This window comes from Methanohalobium sp., from assembly GCF_046546175.1.
Lineage (GTDB): Archaea > Halobacteriota > Methanosarcinia > Methanosarcinales > Methanosarcinaceae > Methanohalobium.
Genome location: NZ_JBKGYF010000033.1, coordinates 1 through 17,233, shown reverse-complemented (window position 1 = coordinate 17,233; position 17,233 = coordinate 1). Strand labels below are relative to the sequence as shown.

14 protein-coding genes and 1 pseudogene are annotated in these 17,233 nt (G+C 38.6%); 9 read left to right on the top strand and 6 right to left on the bottom strand.

What is annotated here, in order from left to right:
* The 3 genes and pseudogenes from ACLFMM_RS05265 to ACLFMM_RS05255 all read left to right on the top strand — a co-directional run.
* A pseudogene (locus ACLFMM_RS05265) lies at positions 1 to 403 on the top strand (hypothetical protein); the annotation flags it as partial.
* A gap of 886 nt (positions 404 to 1,289) precedes the next feature.
* Entirely contained in the window at positions 1,290 to 2,639 is a 1,350-nt protein-coding gene (gene dnaG / locus ACLFMM_RS05260) for a DNA primase DnaG (RefSeq protein ID WP_410807665.1), read from the top strand.
* A 180-nt stretch (positions 2,640 to 2,819) separates the two neighbouring features.
* Positions 2,820 to 3,104 (top strand): UPF0058 family protein, encoded by a 285-nt coding sequence (locus ACLFMM_RS05255; RefSeq protein ID WP_410807664.1) that lies wholly within the window; start codon positions 2,820 to 2,822, stop codon positions 3,102 to 3,104.
* A 25-nt stretch (positions 3,105 to 3,129) separates the two neighbouring features.
* On the opposite strand, the gene rimI is transcribed toward ACLFMM_RS05255, so the two are convergent.
* Together rimI and arcS are read right to left on the bottom strand one after the other, a co-directional pair.
* On the bottom strand, positions 3,130 to 3,621 hold the full coding sequence (gene rimI / locus ACLFMM_RS05250) for a ribosomal protein S18-alanine N-acetyltransferase (protein ID WP_410807663.1): 492 nt from the start codon (positions 3,619 to 3,621) through the stop codon (positions 3,130 to 3,132).
* Positions 3,622 to 3,683: 62 nt separating this feature from the next.
* Positions 3,684 to 5,552, bottom strand: a complete 1,869-nt coding sequence (gene arcS, locus ACLFMM_RS05245) for an archaeosine synthase subunit alpha (protein WP_410807662.1) — start codon at positions 5,550 to 5,552, stop codon at positions 3,684 to 3,686.
* Between the two features lie 78 nt (positions 5,553 to 5,630).
* Here arcS and ACLFMM_RS05240 point away from each other — a divergent pair, with 78 nt between their 5' ends.
* Both ACLFMM_RS05240 and ACLFMM_RS05235 read left to right on the top strand, forming a co-directional pair.
* Positions 5,631 to 7,004: an FAD-binding oxidoreductase gene (locus tag ACLFMM_RS05240; RefSeq protein WP_410807661.1), complete on the top strand. Its 1,374-nt coding sequence runs from the start codon at positions 5,631 to 5,633 to the stop codon at positions 7,002 to 7,004.
* Positions 7,005 to 7,012: 8 nt separating this feature from the next.
* Complete coding sequence (locus ACLFMM_RS05235; protein WP_410807660.1) at positions 7,013 to 8,089, top strand: (Fe-S)-binding protein; 1,077 nt, start codon at positions 7,013 to 7,015, stop codon at positions 8,087 to 8,089.
* Between the two features lie 18 nt (positions 8,090 to 8,107).
* Here ACLFMM_RS05235 and ACLFMM_RS05230 read toward each other — a convergent pair whose 3' ends face one another.
* From ACLFMM_RS05230 to ACLFMM_RS05215, 4 genes are read right to left on the bottom strand one after another with little or no spacing between them, the layout of a single operon-like run.
* A complete protein-coding gene (locus ACLFMM_RS05230; protein WP_410807659.1) occupies positions 8,108 to 9,949 on the bottom strand; it encodes a YgiQ family radical SAM protein in 1,842 nt (613 codons plus the stop codon).
* Positions 9,946 to 10,593: an MBL fold metallo-hydrolase gene (locus ACLFMM_RS05225; RefSeq protein WP_410807658.1), complete on the bottom strand. Its 648-nt coding sequence runs from the start codon at positions 10,591 to 10,593 to the stop codon at positions 9,946 to 9,948. Before ACLFMM_RS05225 ends, ACLFMM_RS05230 begins: the two co-directional genes overlap by 4 nt.
* Positions 10,594 to 10,635: 42 nt before the next feature.
* Positions 10,636 to 11,397 (bottom strand): TatD family hydrolase, encoded by a 762-nt coding sequence (locus ACLFMM_RS05220; RefSeq protein WP_410807657.1) that lies wholly within the window; start codon positions 11,395 to 11,397, stop codon positions 10,636 to 10,638.
* 27 nt (positions 11,398 to 11,424) lie between these two features.
* A complete protein-coding gene (locus tag ACLFMM_RS05215; protein ID WP_410807666.1) occupies positions 11,425 to 12,957 on the bottom strand; it encodes a 2-isopropylmalate synthase in 1,533 nt (510 codons plus the stop codon).
* 230 nt (positions 12,958 to 13,187) lie between these two features.
* On the opposite strand from ACLFMM_RS05215, the gene ACLFMM_RS05210 reads away from it, so the two are divergent.
* The 4 genes from ACLFMM_RS05210 (at position 13,188) to pstB (ending at position 16,963) form a co-directional block, all read left to right on the top strand.
* Complete coding sequence (locus ACLFMM_RS05210) at positions 13,188 to 14,222, top strand: PstS family phosphate ABC transporter substrate-binding protein (protein WP_410807656.1); 1,035 nt, start codon at positions 13,188 to 13,190, stop codon at positions 14,220 to 14,222.
* A 159-nt stretch (positions 14,223 to 14,381) separates the two neighbouring features.
* Positions 14,382 to 15,290: a phosphate ABC transporter permease subunit PstC gene (pstC, locus tag ACLFMM_RS05205; protein WP_410807655.1), complete on the top strand. Its 909-nt coding sequence runs from the start codon at positions 14,382 to 14,384 to the stop codon at positions 15,288 to 15,290.
* Complete coding sequence (gene pstA / locus ACLFMM_RS05200) at positions 15,291 to 16,142, top strand: phosphate ABC transporter permease PstA (RefSeq protein ID WP_410807654.1); 852 nt, start codon at positions 15,291 to 15,293, stop codon at positions 16,140 to 16,142.
* A gap of 5 nt (positions 16,143 to 16,147) precedes the next feature.
* On the top strand, positions 16,148 to 16,963 hold the full coding sequence (pstB, locus tag ACLFMM_RS05195) for a phosphate ABC transporter ATP-binding protein PstB (protein WP_410807653.1): 816 nt from the start codon (positions 16,148 to 16,150) through the stop codon (positions 16,961 to 16,963).
* Positions 16,964 to 17,233 lie beyond the last annotated feature (270 nt).

The window sequence follows — 17,233 nt, the reverse complement described above, 5'->3', positions numbered from 1 at the left end:
AAATGAAACAAATGAAACAAATGAAACAAGTCAGAAACCAGGTAACGTATCAGAAAACGAACGAAACAATTCACAGATAAATGATACAAATCAAACCGGATACATCAGAGGGCTGGCAAAGGTAGATAATATTAACCTGACCACGGCACAAGGAATGGATCAATTAATTATAGAAGTAAGTGGCCATCTCCCTGACAGTTGCACAGAAATTGAGGAAATAACCACAACAAGGAATGGCAAAGAATTAACTGTTAATATTACTACTAAAAGACCAGAAGATGCAACGTGCTCCCAGGTAATCGAGCATTTTGAAAAAGATATTAAATTCAATATCGATGGTTTAGATGAATCCACATATAATGTCTGTGTCAATGGAGTAAACAAGTCAATTGCGTTTGATTAATGTAAAACTACCGTTAGTGGGATTTAGTAGTATTTATATTATAAACAATTAAATTTAATAATTTATAAATATATTATACCAGTAGGGAGTTGCAGGTTAAATACACCTCATTTACTACCCCCTGAGCTGTTTTTCTAATCCTACAACTCCCTACTGTGTAAACATCCAGGTAGTAAACAAAGACTGATTAAATATTTTTCTGTTTAAATGATGAAATCAATTACATTTCACCTCACTGGGTAATGTCCATTAACCACAAATTTATTAAACTACAACCAACTTTCTATAATGTGTAGTCATAACATGATTACATCCATACTATAACTTTAATATCAGTCTCACAGATATATTAACAGATATAATTATCCAATGCAAAATAGTTTGGATTCAATAATCAAATACTCAGTGCATACGTACCAGTATCACATTAATAAATTGGAATGTATTAAGACAGAACAAGTTTGGTGCATAATATAGAATGGATATAACTCATATAATGGATGAATTTGAATCCAAGATATAATTGTAATAACCATTAATTAATCTGAAGTAATTTAGGTGATGGTCCTGGATTATTCAAAATCATCAATCAATAAGTAAATAATCAATTATGGCAAAACAATGATTTAAGAGGCAACACACTGTAACATCTGGGTAAATAGATATTATATGATATAAGAACCGAGAAGGTCTTATGTATCAATTGAAAGCTCAAGTCCAATTGAAATTAACTTGTTAATAGGTTTATGAATTAACGAGGATGTAAATCACTCAGTAATAGTTCTTGGATAAAAGACCAATTGCACATCAAGCTTGTTCTGATTTTGCTATTTTGTCTTGGATAATTTATATTTGATATCTATAACAGCTATATGGAGAAGTTCAAATGCAAAATCAGAACCATAATCAAAATCAACCAACAGATACCACAAAATATATTATCCACTCAAAAATCAGCGCAAATGGGATAATTGAGCGTCCTGATATAGTAGGGGCAATTTTTGGACAAACTGAAGGGTTGCTCGGAAAAGACCTTGATCTGCGTGACCTTCAAAAAACCGGTAGAATAGGCAGAATCGAGGTTTTAATTAACGGAAAGGGCGGCAAATCCAAAGGAACCATTTTGATACCGTCCAGTCTTGACAGGGTTGAAACTTCTATACTAGCAGCTGCTCTTGAAACTATAGACAGAGTGGGTCCATGCAGTGCTAAAATTGAGGTAAGTAAAATCGAAGATATAAGGGCTACAAAAAGAAAAAATATTGTTGAAAGAGCTAGGATGATTTATGCTTCAATGTTTGATGATGATCTCCCTGAATCTCAGGAAATCGCAGATGAGGTACGGGAATCCCTGCGCATCCATGAGATGGAATATTATGGTAAAAATAAAGTCCCATGTGGTCCAGAGGTTTTTGATTCTGACGAAATAATCCTTGTAGAAGGTCGTGCTGATGTATTGAATCTTCTTCGCTATGGTATAAAGAATACCATCTGTGTGGGTGGTACAAATATTCCACCAGAAATCGCTGAACTTACAAAAAAGAAGAACGTCACTGCGTTTACAGATGGTGACCGTGGCGGAGTGTTAATAATAAAAGAACTTTTACAGGTTGCAAATATCGATTATGTTGCCAGAGCACCGGAAGGTAAGAGTGTTGAAGACCTTGTGCATAGGGAAGTTATGAGAGCTTTGCAGCAGAAAGTTCCAATTGAACAGGCTATAGATACCTATACTTCAAAATCTGTCGATTCATCCAAGGTCGGAAAAGTACCAAGATTGTCAAAACGCAAGGAAAATAGGTCGCAGGAATTGCAAAAATCACCCAGATTGAAGCCTAAAAAGCAGGATAAGGCAGATGATGTTGCACCACAGGAAAAACTTCAGGAAGGATTTACTGAGGAATTTGAAATATCTGAAGAATCCACTGAAATTGAAGAGCAAACTACACAGTATAAATTTAAGCCACATATAGATGCGCTATCTGGAACTCTGGATGCGCGTCTTCTTGATTCAGAGGAAAACGTTGTGGAAGAAACAGCGGTCAGAGATCTTGTTAATAAATTGAAAAACTATAACGGTGAAATAACAAGCATAGTTTTTGACGGAGTAATAACTCAGAGAATACTTGATGTTTCTTCAGAAAGGGGCATAAAAAATCTTATCGGTGTAAAACTGGGGAATTTAACAAAAATTCCTGTAGAGATTAACCTTTATACTGAGAACGATTACTATTAATTTTTTTATTTTTAACTGTATCTAACATGATTAATCATAAACAATAAATAAAAAATTACTTATAAATCATAGAGGAAAGAACTTTCCGTTAATAATGACTTTATTTAAAGCCTAATTAATTGTTATCGAGTATATTAATGTTCGTATAAAAACAGTATGATTTGACAAAGGTTGGTCAATATGCACAAAGATGAATTAATACAGTTGCATACACTGATGGCTCAATTGAAACGGTATTTTGAATGTCAGGGTGTTGAATGTGATTTCAACGAATATAAGTCACTGTCCATCAGTCCAGTGCACGTTCACCGCAGCAAGGCAGAACACAAACATGCAATATTTGTTCTTGGAAATGATATAGCAAAAATAATTTCAGAAGATGAAAATATAGGAGGTGGAAGGACTTCCGAACGGATGCAGGAACTTGCGGCAAGGACAGGAAGTAAGGTGATCCAGGATAATTAAAGCATATATAAATGGACTCTGATTTTTATTTATTGTTTATCTTGTAATCCCGTGGATGAGTTTTAGAGTTCATATTGCAGGAGGGTTGCAGATAGCTCTTCATGATTACACCGTCCTCACCATCTGAATAATATCCTTTTTCAACCCAGCAGGGTACAAAATCCATTCTACTGTACAGTTTTTGAGCACGAACATTACTTTTCCTTACTTCCAGACTGGCATATTTAAGTCCGTTTTTATGGAATATACCTAATATCGCATTGAGAAGTTCTGAACCGATGCCTTTACCCCAATGTCTCTTTTTAACAGCCAATGTAAAAATACGTCCTTCATTTTCGTAGATCTGATAGCCAACGACATATCCTGCTATTTTATTTCCATTGGTTGCCACTATGAACCCATCTCTGTTCATCTCATAAAAATTTATGTAGATGAAAGGGTTGTGTTCACTAAAATTTTCCATTTCAATTTCCAGGACATCTTCAAAATCTTCAGGTTCAAAGTATCGAAGAATCATTTATATTCATATCCTCTATTTCTGATTGAAATGAGTTTTGAGTAAAGTTTGCTTCGTTCAGTTTACTGTTTTACTTTTTTTACATGACGGAGTGTGACTGCTACTCCTCTGGTGGATTCTTCCATTTCTTTACCGCTCATCAATGCCCTGCCAACACCAATTGCATTCTCTCCTGAAATCAGTACTTCATCACCCGGTCTGATTGAGAGGTCAGCCTCTAAAATTCCAGGTGCAAGTATCGAGCCTTTTGGAACAAAGCTGCCTATTGTAACTACATAGTTTTTTGAAGAAATTAGTATTTCAGCTCCATGGGTTGTAAGGGACATTGTTCCGTGTTGTGGCACCAGAGTAGCAATTTGTTTTTTGTTCAAATATATCTGATGTTTCGGATAAGGTGCTTTGATTGTTGCGTCTTCCGGAACAAGTATATCCCCAGTACCTTTGCCGAACTGGTAGTCAGCAATCGTACGCATTAGTTCGTGTTTTGATGACCCTTTTGAGCAGGATGTACATTCAGCACTTATTCTTTTGATTGTTTCCTTAAGATTGTCAAGGGAATCCTTTGATGTTACGCCATCTACGCATGTATATATGATATTTAATCCAAGTTTCTTGGCGGCTGAATCACATACTTCACGATATGCACCATCCACATGTGCAACTATGAATGGATATTTGTGTTTTGAAAGGTAATTTACAAGACAATCGGTCACCCATTCCCTTTCATCTGCATCCCAGTGTCCCGTCACTGCAATATCATAATGCGCAGCCGGATATGTAAGTTCAAGCTCACGCGGCACAACCCCCATGGGTGATGTCAGGATAACTTCATGTACATGTTTCCTGTTTTTTCCCAGAGAATTAATGAATTTCTGGTGTGAATTAGATGTAGAATAGGGTTTTCTGGCAGAACAGGGTAGTATTAGTAATATATCCTTTTCAGGAGAGGTGTATCTGTTCTGTACCCTTTCAGCAAATCTGGTTATTTCAGGACGTGTCAGTGATTCACTGGTGTTTGCAATAAGCTGAGTGGTGCGAACTGTGGGTGACTGCTCCTCTATATATACACGGTCAAAGTCGGCAATACGCAAAAGTGCTGTTAACCAGGGTCTTGTTCTGCATTGTCCCTCCACATATTCACGCAGGTTACCATTTCGTATTTTTTCACGTACAAGGGATAGTTCTGAATCAAGTGTGTTTTTATTATGTTTTTCAAGAGTTTTTCCGCGATTTTTGGTATCCATGGATTTAAGTCCATCAACGGTTACTGAGGTACAGGTTTCACACCTGCATGGAAGCTCTGTAACGTCATTAAGATGAAATTTTCCTGCTGAGGTCAAATAGATATCGCTGTATGCAGATAGTATTGCTCTGGTATAGTCCAGCACATCGACACCAAGATATACAAGCGTTGCAAGATTTTCAGGAAGGGCTATATTAGGTACATATACAGCGGTGTCATGGGGTATTTCTTCCTTCATCCTTTTCAGGGCATTAAATAACTGTCTGGGATTATTTTCAAGACTGCCGCCACCCTCCATTATATACAGGTCATTATTTTCAACCTTTCTGCCTTGCCGGAAAACACTACCTTTTTCACCGGTTTTTTCAAAATCAAGAGAATCAGCAGTTTTTGATATGACTTCAGCAGGTACAGAGTATGGATAGGTCTGGTGCGGTAGAATTATAAGAGTATTATTACCAACTTTCTGACGTAACTGGTTAAATTCATCCTTGTCCTGTATACTTTGTTCTTGTTTCCATATTGAACCTGCATCAACGATGGGTAACTTTTCAGTATTTTCAATATCTTCGATGTTTATAATACATGGAGTTTTTATAACTGTGTTGAGAATAAGTTTGCCCACTCTTGCTCTGCCGTCTCGTTGTTCAACTTCAAAATGTTTTGTCATGTATCTCTGATTCCTCATCTGTGAATGTAAATCTTTGGTTCAGTATTACCGTAACTTTTAAGTTTGTTTATTTTATTTAATACCTAGAGTTTTTGTATGAAATTCATTGAAAAACTACAGGAGATTGTAGGCAAAAACCGGGTAAGTACTTCTTTTCCAGAATTGTATTGTTACTCATGTGATGCATCCCAGATAAAAGGGATGCCAGATTATGTAGTACGTCCCGATAGTACAGACCAGGTTTCTAGGATAGTACAGCTTGCAAACAAAAACGAAGTACCGATAACTTCAAGAGGTGCAGGCACCGGTCTGGCAGGTGGAGCGGTTCCGTTAAATGGTGGTATAGTTCTTGACCTGTCATCCATGAACCGGATATTTGATGTAGACCTCGAAAATCTGCAGGTTACAGTGGAACCTGGAGTTGTACATGCCAAACTCAATGAAAAATTAAAGCCATACGGATTTTTCTTTCCTCCTGACCCAGGCAGTTCCGCCATGTGTACCATTGGAGGATTAATCGCTAACAATGGAAGCGGGATGCGTTCGGTCAAGTATGGTACAACGTCCCGCTATGCACTCAACCTTGAAGTTGTCATGGCAGATGGAACTGTTATCAATACAGGTTCAAAAACCTTAAAAACAGTTGCAGGTTACAATTTAACAGGTCTGATGGTAGGTTCTGAAGGAACCCTTGGAATCATCACAAAGGCGGTACTGAAAGTAGCACCGCTTCCAAAAGCACGTTCTGTGATACTGGCGTCATTTGAAAATTCCGAACTTGCAGGTAATGCTGTAGTTAAAACACTTTCATCAGGAATAGTTCCATCAGCATGCGAAATACTTGACAGAACAGCAATTGAAGCATTAAACGCATTTGATTCAAATCTTAATTTACCTGATGTAGGCACTGTTTTGATGTTTGAGGTCGACGGTACAGAAAGTGCGGTTGAAGAGGGTATAAAGTTAATCGAATCCGCCTGTTCATCACTGGCAACCAATATTAAAGCTGCAGCAAACCAGCAGGAAAGTGAAGAACTCTGGAGGGCCAGGCGTTTGGTAGGTGCTGCTATATCCAGACTTGACCCCAACCGTACCCGTGTGTATGTAGGTGAGGATGTAGGTGTTCCGATAAAGGAAATTCCCAAGATGCTCAAGAAAGTCCAGGAGATATCAGAAGAATTCGATGTTCCGATTATGACCTACGGACATATCGGAGATGGTAACCTTCATACCGGTATGGCTATCGATGTACTGGATGATAGCCAGTGGGATCGTCTGAATAAAGCCGGTGACAAGATACATCGGACTGCTATTGAACTGGGTGGAACAGTCAGTGCAGAACACGGTATAGGTGGAGCACGTTCTGAATATCTGGAACTGGAACTTGGTCCAGCACTGTATGTAATGATTAATATAAAAAAGGCTCTTGACCCAAAGAATATACTCAACCCCGGAAAAATGGGGGTGTAATTTAACTCATGTCTGAATCCGAAGATAAATCTGACTCTTACCTCAGGTCTATACTGAAATGTGTACGGTGCGGTACCTGCCGTTCGGTATGTCCTGTATTTGAAGAAACCGGCTGGGAATCATCAGGTGCCCGTGGACGTATGCTTGTGGCGCATGGAATCTCACAAGGTATGGATATTGACTCTGATGTACAAACAAGCATCAATACCTGTACTACATGTGGTCTTTGTGAACAGAATTGCCCATCAGGAGCAAAGCCACCCGATGTTGTGGAAGAGACCAGACATCAGCTTGTTTTGAAAAATAGAATAACGGATAAACAGGCCAAACTCAGGGAAAATGTAAACAGGTACGGAAACACCCTTGCAGAAACATCAGGAAGATATTCGTGGTTGGGTGAAGAGCCTGCAGATTTTAAAGAACATGCAGAATATGTATTTTTTGTGGGATGTCTTGAAGCCTATCGTTATCCAGAGGTTGCAAAAGCTACATTTGATATATTGAAAAAATTCGATGTTACCCTTTTGCCAGATGAATACTGCTGTGGATCTCCTCTGCTTCGCACAGGTTTTGAAGCAGATGATGTGATTGATAAAAATATAGAACAGATAAAAAAAATCGGAGCTCATACAGTTATTACAGGATGTGCAGGGTGTTATACGACCTTTAAGAATGACTATCCTCATGAATTCGAAGTAAAACATGTCGTAGAATTTCTGGCTGAGCATATAGATGAACTGGATATGAAGCCACTGGATATAACAGTTGCTTACCATGACCCCTGTCATATAGGTCGAAAACACGGGATATATGAAGCACCTAGAAAGATTATAAAGGCTATCTGTAATCTAAAGGAAATGAAAACAATACGGGAAGATGCCAGATGTTGTGGTGGAGGTGGAGGTGTCCTTTCAGGATATCCTGAACTTTCTCATTCCATCGCAGAAAAACGAATGGCTGAAGTTCCGGAAGGCGTGGATTATGTGGTAACCTCATGTCCGTTGTGTCGCAGAAATTTGAGTCAGGGCAATAAAAACATACCAGTTATAGATATTGTGGAACTTGTGGCACTTGCCATGAAATGAAATTAAGTCCCAGGTAGTTCATTTTTTATTTTTTCTGCGGGATATCAGGCATTTCCAAGCATTACCAATTAGGTCCATACGATTGGCTTTTTTCAAACCTTCATATACAAGTTTGTGATTTTTCGGGTTTTTGTATTGAAGAAGTGCACGATGGATGCGTTTTTCTTTCGGAGAATCAGGAATATATACTTTCTTGCCTGTGAAAGGGTCAAGTCCGGTATAGAACATACATGTGGAAACAGTCATAGGAGTAGGTGTAAAATCCTGCACCTGTTCGGTGTATCTTCCAGTATCCCTTATATATTCAGCCAGTTCTATCATATCATCAAGCCTGCAGTCAGGGTGACCTGAAATCAAAAAACTAACAAGATACTGTTCTTTACCTAGTTTTTTGTTAATTTCATTGAATTTACCAGCAAATTCTTCAAAAACCTCTTTTCCCGGTTTTCGCATGATGTCTGTTACTCTATCGGAGAAATGTTCAGGAGCAACCTTGAGCTGTCCTCCTACATGATGGGCACACAGTTCTTCCATGTATTTCTCATCCTGTAGTGCAAGGTCATGGCGAATACCGTATCCTATAAGAACCTTTGAAACACCTGGTATCTGTCGCAGTTGTCTTAGCATTTCAATACTTTTGTTGTGGTTGGTGTCAAGGGATGGACAGGGTTTGGGGTAGAGACAGAATTTGTCTTTGCATACACCGCTGCTTTTCCATTTTTTGCATTCCATGCCATACATATTGGCACTGGGTCCACCGACACCTGATATAGTGCCTTTAAAATCCGGTCGTCTGGTAAATCCAGCTGCTTCCCTTACAATGGAATCTATACTGCGGCTTGTTATTATACGACCCTGATGCTGGGTTATGGCACAGAACGAACAGTTACCGAAACATCCTCTGTGTGTGTTTATGGAAAATTTTACTGTATCCAGGGCAGGAACTGGTTCCTTATAGGATGGATGAGCTTCCCTTGTAAACGGTAATTCATATACACGGTCGAGTTCCTGCTGGGTAAGAGGGCGCATTGGTTTGTTTTGGACTATTATGGTCTTTGGATGGGGTTGAACAACTGCTTTTCCGTTTATATAGTCCTGTTCCTGATATGTCGTTTTAAAGGCTCTGGCATATGCTTCCTTGTTTGTAGAGACTTCACTGTAGGATGGAATTTCAACATAATTATTTAAATAGTCCTCTTTTTGTTTCTTCCATTTTTTAACTGCCAGTTTCCATACCGTTCCGTCGATATTTCGCAGTTCATCAATTGTCCTTCCACTATCAATCTGTCTGGCTATTTCTACAGTTTGAAGTTCTCCCATTCCGTAAACCAGAATGTCAGCTGGAGCATCTGCAAGTATTGATTTTCGGACCTTATTGGACAAATAATCATACTGGGCAAAACGTCTTAGTGAGGCTTCTATTCCTCCAATTACAATAGGGCTATCTGGATATGCCTCTTTTATCTGGTTTGTATAAACAACAGTTGCTCTGTTAGGGCGGTGATTTTTTTCTCCACCGGGTGAGTAAACATCGCTGCTGCGTGGTTTCAAACTGGATGTGTAGTTACTGACCATGGAATCTGTATTACCAGCAGTAACAGCAAAAAACAGTCGGGGTTTACCAAGCTTTTTGAAGTCATCCATATTATTCCAGTCTGGTTGTGCAATGATTCCTACCCGGAATCCCGCGTCTTCCAGAACTCGCCCGATGATGGCGGTTCCAAATCCGGGATGATCTACATACGCATCACCTGTTATAATGATGATATCCAGTTCGCTCCATCCGTGTTTTTGTGTATCTTCAAGGTTTGTGGGGAGGAAATCGGATACTGGAAAATGATTATATTTGGATTTTTTCATAATTGTATGTATTTTAATTGTTTGGCTGCCTGGTGGGACTGTTTTATCTGTCCGTTTACATTGTCAACACTGACGTTGCCATGTCCGGGATACAGGACTTTAGCATCCAATCTGGTAAGTTTTTCAATGGATTCTTCCAGTTTTTCAGCAGACCCTCCTTTCAGGTCGGTACGTCCCACACTACCTGCCGGAAACACAGTGTCACCAGAGAACAGAGACTTCGATTTTGGTTCATAAAGGCATATGCAACCTTTTGTGTGTCCGGGTGTATGGATTACCTGAAGGTATTCATCGTCTGTGATTTGAATCTTGTCACCGTCATTGTAGGTTATATCTGGTTCTATATTAGGAGCTTTATACCCAAAAATATCTGCGGCACTCGCACTGTTATCTTTCAGACATTCTGCATCATCTTCATGTATTGCTATTTTGGCTCCGCTTTCTTTTGCAACTGCTGATGCAGCACCTGAATGGTCAAAATGGCAATGTGTGAGAATTATTGTATCCAACGTGTTTAAATCGAGGTGGTCTTCGAGTTCTTTTATAAGTGTTGTGGCATCCATTCCGGTATCGATTAGGAATTTCTTGTTAATCAGGTAAATATTGGAATCATAGGGTGATGCATTAATTTTTTCTACATGCATGTTTGTTGCTCCATTTTGAATTGATTCATGAAATAACTATATTTACAACCCGAAAACACGGCGTGTATTTTCTGTTGTTTTTTGAGCTATATATGATGCATCTACATTTAGAATGTTTGATATTGTGTCTACGGAGTTCACGATAAAAGCGGGTTCGTTGCGTTTTCCTCGGTGGGGTGAAAGATAGGGGCTGTCAGTTTCCAGTAACATTTTCTCAAGAGGTAAATCCTTGACAAGGGACTGATGATACTGTGAAAAACATACAAGTGTAGCAATGGATATGTAATATCCCATATCTGTAATTTTTTTCATGGTTTCTGCTGAACCGCTGTAACAATGGAAAACCACGTCATCAAGATGCTGGACAAGGTTCAATATTCTATCTTCCGCGTCTCTACCATGGATTACAAGAGGTTTACCAAAGGAATCTGCTAGTTCAATAATTTTCTTGAACGCATCCAATTGACGTTCTTTTTCAAAATCTTTTTTGCAGTGATAATAATCCATGCCCGCTTCTCCTATGCCGACTGCTCTGTCCAGGTTTTGTTCAATCTGGAACAGAATTCTGTCAACTTCACTGTGTTCTGAACGGGAAGCTACCATTGGGCTTAAACCCAGTGTAGCATGGATATAGGGATATTTATCAGAAAGTTCAAGGGTAGAGATGTTAGTTTTATAATCTATTCCGGAATTGATTATTTCAGTTACTTCGTTGAGTCTTGCCCGTTCTATTGCATCTTCTCTATCGTTGTTGAACTTTTTGAAATCGAGATGACTGTGGGAGTCGATGATACTGTATGACATATAGTTTTCTCGGAAAAATTTTGGTGTTTAATCTTTGCTTTTTAGCATGATATTGAGCGCAGTTATTAACGCGTCAACAGATGCGATAACAATATCCGGACTTGCTGATCGTGAGGAGATAATTTTGCCCTTCTCATCTTCAACACCTATGGTTACTTCTGCAAGAGCATCCGATCCACCAGATATTGCTTCTATCCTGAAATCATGTACCTTTATTTTGGAATACTCCCCGATTATTTCTTCAACTGCTTTTATGGCGGCGTCAACTGGACCTACTCCTGTATTGGATGCAATTGTTTCTCTGTCTCTGATAACTGCCTTTACAACAGCTGTAGGTGTGCTGATATTTCCGGTCATAACAGAGAGTTCTTTGAGTTTTATTGCATCTTCTCCCGACGGTTTGCCCATTACAGTGGATGCGATGGTATACAGGTCAGCATCTGTTATACGTTTTCCTTTATCAGCAATTGATTTGATACGGTCTATGATTTCATTCAATTGTTCATCAGTTGGATATACTCCGGCAGTTTCCAGTGATTTTTTAATTGCATGTTTGCCGGCATGTTTCCCAAGTACAATACGCCGGTTCTGACCCACCATTTCAGGGGTCATGATACCGGGTTCGAAGGTATCGGATTTTTCGAGTACACCGTGTGTATGAATTCCTGATTCATGGGCAAAGGCGTTTTCACCGACGATTGGCATATGGGCAGGTATATTGATGCCAGTATAACGTTCGACCATTTTTGCGGTTTCCATTATGTATTCGGTGTTTATATTGGTTTTAGCACCGTAAATGGAATATAAACTCATGACTGTTTCTGCAAGGTCTGCATTTCCTGCTCTTTCTCCCAGACCATTAATTGTGACCTGTGTCTGACTTGCGCCGGCTTCCACTGCCATCAGACTATTTGCTACAGCAAGTCCAAAATCATTGTGGCAATGGACATCAATAGGGATGTTTATGTGGTTGTTGATGTCGTTTATGAGATTATACATACTGGATGGCGACATCACACCAACAGTATCTGGTACATTAACAATATCGCATCCTGCGCTCTCAACGGATTTGTAAATGTCAATCAGGTAATCAAAATCAGTCCGCGTGGCATCCATGGCGGAAAACATACATTTTATACCGTGGTCGTTTATGTATTCCACGGCATCAACTGCCATCTCAAGTACTTCTTCCCGGCTTTTGTTTATGGTATGGATCCTCTGGACATCTGATGTTGATACAAATGTATGTATCATGTCTACACCGGTTTCTATACATGCATCGATGTCTCCTCTTTTGACCCTGGCAAGACCACAAACATCAAGATCTAGTTCGGCGTTGGCTATCGCCTGTACAGACGCACGGTCGCCTTTAGTTGAAACTGCAAACCCTGCTTCCAGTATATCTACACCTAATTTGTCCAACTGTTGTGCAATATTCAGTTTTTGTTCGGTATTCAATGATATACCGGGAGTTTGTTCTCCGTCTCGCAGAGTGGTATCAAAAATACTTATGCTTTTATTTCTGATGCTTTCAGTCCCGTAAAAAACGATCCCTCTTATTTATGTTTGTAATCATAGTCATTGGATTAAATATTCAATTATAGTATAAAAATAAAACGTTGCATTATGAGTTATTGTTGTTTATGGAAAACCTTTAATTGATCTGAGTAGGATTTGATGTTTCACTTTTCTTATATACCTTATATCCCAGTATAGAGAATATATATAGATATATATTTTATATGGAAAACATATATATAAACTGTTATTAATTCGGAAATGGGATCAACATGAAAAAAGAAGGATTAACAAAAACCAACATAAAGAAAACAGTGTTAATGTTGATTGGTATTCTGGTATTTTCAGTTGCTTTAGCTGGATGTGTAAGTGATACCGAACAGAACGGAAACGGAGAAGATCAACAGAGTGATACCGAACAGAACGGAAACGGAGAAGATCAACAGCTTTCCGGCGAAATTATAATTGATGGAAGCAGTACCGTCTATCCAATATCTCAGGCAATGACAGAAGAATTCGAAAAAAACCATCCTGATGTTAGTACATCTGTCTCGTCTTCAGGTACAGGTGGTGGTTTCCAGAAATTTACAGAAGGAGAAACCGATATCAACGATGCCAGCAGACCGATAAAAGCCAGTGAATCACAAACTGCCAAAGAAAATGGTATTCGGTATGTAGAATTTAAGATAGCAACAGACGGAGTAACAGTAGTAACCAATAAAAATGCTGATTGGTATGATTCGTTATCAATGGACGAACTTGCAGGAATCTGGGGACCTGACAACCGATCACAAAAATGGAGCGATGTAAACTCTGAATGGCCGGATGAAGAGATGAAACTCTATGGACCGACTTCTGCATCAGGTACGTTTGACTTTTTCACTGAAGAAGTCATGGGTGAGGAAGATTCAAGCAGAACCGATTACCAGAAAACAGAAAATGACAATTTCATTATAAATGGTGTAAGAGACTCTGAATATGCAATGGGGTATCTTGGATACGCGTATTACCAGCAGAATGAAAATACTGTCAAAGCAGCACCTATAGATGATGTAGAACCGACACAGGAAACCATTTCCACAGGTGAGTATCCCTTTTCAAGACCGATTTTCATATATGTGAATATAGACCGCATGGAAGATAAACCAGAGCTCAGGGAATTTGTAAAATTCTATTTGGAGAGTTCATCTAGTAGTCTCATAAGTGATGTAGGTTATGTTCCAGTAACAGATACCCAACAAAAAGAAATAATGGACAAATTCGATGAAGTAATAAACGGTGACTATGAAGTTAATTACAAAAGTTAAAAGTTAAATTTTTAATTTGAAATCCTGCTGGATTTCTCATAATTTTTTTATATTTACTTGCATAAAGCGTAAAAACTTTATAGCCAATATGCATTTGGGACAATCAAGGTTGAAAAAAATATTTTTTTAAAGAATACCATTTAATCAAGGTTGGAAATCATGGGTGAAAGGCTCAGAACCAAAGCTAGTAACATCGGAGTTTTAAAAGAACGTGCAATTAAATCAGTATTGTTTTCCTGTGCTTTACTATCTTTGATGGTTACTATACTTATAATTGTTACACTAATTGGAGATACTATTGATTTTTTTACAGAGGTATCGGTTATTGAATTTTTGACTGGTACAAATTGGTCACCTGCTATGAGACCCTATAGTTTTGGAGTATTGCCGCTTATTACGGGAACTCTCATGATCACAGTTATATCAGCTGCAGTAGCTATACCTTTTGGAATAGCTACTTCAGTTTATTTAAGTGAGTATGCGGACAAAAAAGCAAGAAAAATAATAAAACCAGTACTGGAAGTATTGGCAGGGGTGCCAACAGTTGTTTATGGTTTTTTTGCACTAACATTTATAACTCCCATAATAAAAATAATATTCCCTGAAACCAGTATGTACAATGCATTAAGTGCAGGTATTGTGGTAGGTGTAATGATACTTCCCATGATATCCAGTCTTAGCGAAGATGCCATGAATTCTGTTCCTAATGATTTGAGAGATGGTGGATATGCACTCGGGGCATCAAAATTTAATGTAACAACTAGTATAGTTGTACCAGCATCAATCTCTGGTATTTTGTCCTCTTTTATCCTTGGGTTATCAAGGGCAATTGGGGAAACAATGGCTGTAACAATTGCTGCTGGCAGACTTCCAAATATGTCTATCAACCCTTTAGAATCTATAGAAACGATGACAGCTGCAATGGTTGAAGTGGCTGAGGGAGATATAGCAGCTGGGACAGCTGCATATAATTCGCTTTTTGCGATTGGTCTTTTATTGCTTGTAATTACTCTTATTATGAATTTAATCAGCCAGTATCTTAGATCACGATATAGGGAGAAATACTGAATGAAAATTAGATCTGGTGACAGGGACTTTAAAGAAAGTTCATTTCTATTTTTACTTGTAATAGCAACATGTATTGCTGTTGCATCCCTTGTGGTATTGATATACAGTGTAGTGGTAGATGCAATAGGATGGTTTGACCTTGATTTTATAACAGGGAATCCTTCCAGACTCCCTGAAGAAGCAGGTCTCTATCCGGCGCTTGTAGGATCGATTTATTTGATGTTATTGGTTGCATTGTTTTCTTTTCCGCTTGGAGTTGGAACTGCTATATACCTTGAAGAATACGCAGGAAAAAGCAGAATCAAAAACATAATCGAAATTAATATATCAAATTTAGCTGCAGTACCTTCAATTGTATATGGTTTGCTTGGTCTGGCGTTGTTTGTTAGAGCATTAAATATGGGAAGAAGTTTGTTGGCAGGTGCGCTTACGCTTACACTTCTTATCCTTCCTATTGTGATTGTTTCATCCCAGGAATCAATAAAAGCAGTACCTGATTCAGTCAGGGATGCATCCTATAGCATAGGTGCCACTAAATGGCAGACTATAAAAAACATAGTTTTCCCGGAAGCACTTCCTGGTATAATGACAGGAACGATTTTATCATTATCCAGGGCAATTGGTGAAACAGCTCCCTTGATAATGATTGGTGCAGCTACTTCTATGTATAAAACACCTGATGGCCTATTCAGCCTCTTTACTGCAATGCCATTACAGATTTATGCATGGGTGGGACAGCCACAACCAGAATTCCAGGAAGGTGTTGCTGCAGCAGGTATATTGTTGTTATTAATAGTCCTTTTAGCTATGAATTCAGTGGCTATATTAATTAGGAATAAATTTCAAAGGTGAATTTTATGCCGGGTATAAATGTAAAGAATGCATTATCTGATGACTCTTCCAGTATCAAAGCGTTCAATAATCCCATTATTGATGTAGAAAACCTCAATTTATGGTATGGTGAGACCCACGCTTTAAGTGACATAAATTTAGAAATCCCTGAAAAACAGGTAACTGCTATTATTGGTCCCAGTGGGTGCGGTAAATCAACTTTTTTGCGGACATTAAACAGGATGAATGACAGGATACCAAACGTTAAAATCGAAGGGAAAATAATCTATGATGGTACGAATATCTATGACAGGGATATCGATGTAGCAACATTGAGGAAGGAAATTGGTATGGTTTTTCAAAAACCTAATCCATTCCCCAAATCCATATTCGAAAATATTGCTTACGGTCCCAAGGTCCATGGTATTACTAATAAAGATAAATTGAATGAAATAGTGGAAACGAGTTTGAAGAACGCAGCACTCTGGGATGAAGTCAAGGACAGACTTAATAGCTCAGCTATGGACCTTAGCGGTGGGCAGCAACAAAGGTTATGTATTGCCAGGGCATTGGCAGTTGAGCCAAAGGTATTGTTGATGGATGAACCGGCATCTGCTCTTGACCCTGTAGCAATGTCAAAGATAGAAGATTTGATATATGAGCTTAAAAAGGATTACTCTGTTGTAATTGTGACTCATAATATGCAGGAAGCTGCAAGGGTAAGTGATTATACAGCATTCTTCCATTTGGGGGAACTTATAGAATATTCCAAGACCAAGAAATTGTTTGAAAACCCTGAAAAGAAGATGACTGAAGAGTATATAACCGGAAGGTTTGGTTGAACTAACCCATCTTGGCCATTACTTTTATATATCAGGACGTTGTTGTAGGGATGCTCTCTATGAGGCGAGTTGGTGCGAACGATGTATTAACTCACAATTCATAAAGAGCAGTTTCAAAAATCGATTTTATTGTTATATGCAAACCAAACTTCACCTTATGGTGAAGTTTTGATGGAAATCTTATATATAATATCGGAACCAAAATTATTGGTTGCTCATCACCTCCATAAGTGGAGATAGGAGATTTTTCCTGTCTGACGTTGGATCTGC